A 2,732-nucleotide genomic window follows, 5' to 3' on the forward strand; every position below is an offset into this window, starting at 1 on the left:
GAAAAACATAGATATGTGATTATTGTCTCAAACAAGTAGTCTAGCTACAGGAGAAGAAACTAATTCACAGCACCTATGTTATATATACAGTAAATATAAAATAATGAAACAGTAGCTAAACTACTTAACTTCATTATACAAGGAGAAGAGATGTTAAATACTCGTTTATATATCTACTTTTATGCTTTATCTATTCTTTCATTTATACTGGGATATACTTTATGGGCTACTTCAAAGAAAACAAAAACAATGTGGCTTTTTATTGGTTCGGTTTGTTGCAATATTGGTGTGCTCTTATTTGAAGGGGCTTCATGGCCTCTTATGACTTTTACAACGAAGTGGGCTGTTCGTCTTCATTTCATAACAAACAGTATTTTGTACAATATCAATCTACTGCCAATGATTTCATTGTTTCTTTATTTTGATTATCGAGTCATTAAACATGAGTCAATTAGAAAACGTAGAATAATCTTATATGGATCTTTGATTGCTGTAATGTCAATATTGAATATCAGCAATTATTGGACTGGGATTTTATTTAGAATAAGTGATGTAAATGTATACAGTCGAGGACCTGGTATGTACTTTACAGTTGCTATTTCACTGTCTGTCCTACTACTTTATGCCATCTCGATGATTAAGTACATGAAATCCATAGAAGGGCGTCTCTTGATTGTTATGCTTTCCTTTACAGTGATGCCGATTACGGGGGCAATCATTCAAGCTTTTAATTATGGCATACCAGCTATGTGGACCATGTTTACGCTTTTATCATTGTTTATATTCATCTTTATAGAACGTGAAGATATGTTAAGGGATACATTGACCGGTTTGGTGACAAGAGGTCAGTTTGAGCAACGCTTAAAAAGAAAGTTAAAAAGATCAAAAGCTTTTACTCTAGTAATGATTGATATGGACAGGTTTAAGCTTATCAATGATACTTATGGTCATGAAGAAGGTGATAAGGTTCTTGTTACAGTTGCAAGTATCTTAGAACATTCTATAAAGCATATTGATATGGCTAGTCGATATGGTGGAGATGAGTTCATGTTGTTGTTAGAAACGAGTGAAGAGGAAGCTGGAAATCTTGTGATGAAACGGATTGAAAGCCATTTGTCAGCATATAATAATAAGAATATCAAACCATATAAAATTCAATTGAGTATGGGACATTATTTTATATTTGATCCTCAAGAGAACCATTATTCAGATGTTCTCGCTATTGTAGATGAAAATATGTACATTACAAAAAAAGAGAAAAGATAAGTAGTAGAGACTGGTATGTGCCAGTCTCTTGGTGATTCTAAATATTAGTGCAGATGCAACCAGAGGTTGACAAGTTTACAAGGCTGCTTGCTTGTTTGCAACTGGCTTCATTGCTATACTTGTCACATAATATATGAAAAGAAGGTGTTTATAGATGAAAGAAAAGAAGAATATAGTTAGAGTTTTACGTATGATTATGATTCCAATCGGACTACTCACACTTGTCTTGTTGCCTCCATGGGATGGTATTTTGACATGGTTATCACCACTTCCTGATACTGTGCAAGAACAAGTAAGTGATGCTACAAGGCGTGGTTTAGATGGTATTATTGTATATGTGGATGTAGAGGGTAGACCACCTCAAACTTATACTGCTGGCATGAAAGATAGGGATAATAATATAGCAGCAAACGCTCATAATCTGTTTAAGATTGCAAGTATTGCAAAGCTATATGATGCAGTGGCACTTACTAAAATGGTGGGGGATGAAAAACTATCCTTAGATGATACATTAGCAGATTTCTTTCCAGAACTAGTTGGGAAGATTGAAAATGCAGAGGAAATAACTCTAAGAATGATGGTAAGACATCGTAGTGGTATTCCTAATTTTACAGATCAAGATGGTTACAAATGGGATAATCCTCCTAAAACGATGGAAGAATCACTTGATTTAGTATTCAATTTGCCTGCAAGCTTTGATCCAGATGAAGATTATGAGTATTCCAATACGAATTACTTGCTCCTGGCTGAAATCATGAATAATGTCCTGGGATATGACAAATTTCAGTATATTGAAGAGGAAATTCTTAATCCGTTAGGTTTAGAGGATACATATGCTTCTCTTTCGGATGTGGCTATGGATGATGTTATGAGTGGCTACTATGTTGGATTAGATAATGATTTTAAGGATATTGATTTTGGTATGTTGGCAACAGCAGAGGATGTCGGTATATTTGTGAGGGCATTAAACGATGGAAGTTTGTTAACAAAGGATGAACAAGTTATTTATGATTCATTGTATGAATATGGTCATAAAGGTTGGGTACTGGGTTATCAAAGTATAGCCTATTACCACAGTGATATCGATGCTGTTGTCATTCAGTTTGTAAATACAGTTAGTGATGAAACCGAGCTGACGACACAGGTTATTTACGATCGTATTGTTAAAATCATTCGTAATGAAATCGAAGTTTCTAAATAGTTGAACTATATATGATTTTGATAAAAAGTTTTGAGAGAACACCTCTCAAAACTTTTTTTTATCATAGTATTATATTTGCGCATAGGATGTTTTTCAGCTTGTATTGATTAAAGTAATGTAAACGGTCAATCATACGTACCTAGAATGAAATAACCGGATATGCATTTGTATGCAAATCCGGTTATCATTTAGTCAGCTTTCTTTTTGCAAATATCAGGTAACTTATCTGACCATGGTAATAGATCATCAAGTTTTTCTAAGTCAT

Annotated in this window: 2 protein-coding genes; both read left to right on the forward strand. The window is 33.9% G+C overall.

The features are described from left to right. Window positions 1-150: 150 nt before the first annotated feature. Window positions 151-1,266 (forward strand): GGDEF domain-containing protein, encoded by a 1,116-nt coding sequence (locus EZV73_RS28120; RefSeq protein ID WP_240843913.1) that lies wholly within the window; start codon window positions 151-153, stop codon window positions 1,264-1,266. Between the two features lie 154 nt (window positions 1,267-1,420). Beyond that, the gene (locus EZV73_RS28125) at window positions 1,421-2,467 is read left to right on the forward strand and encodes a serine hydrolase (RefSeq protein ID WP_240843914.1); all 1,047 of its coding nucleotides are present in this window, start codon (window positions 1,421-1,423) and stop codon (window positions 2,465-2,467) included. Window positions 2,468-2,732 lie beyond the last annotated feature (265 nt).

It is taken from the genome of Acidaminobacter sp. JC074, from assembly GCF_022496765.1.
Lineage (GTDB): Bacteria > Bacillota > Clostridia > Peptostreptococcales > Acidaminobacteraceae > JABXKX01.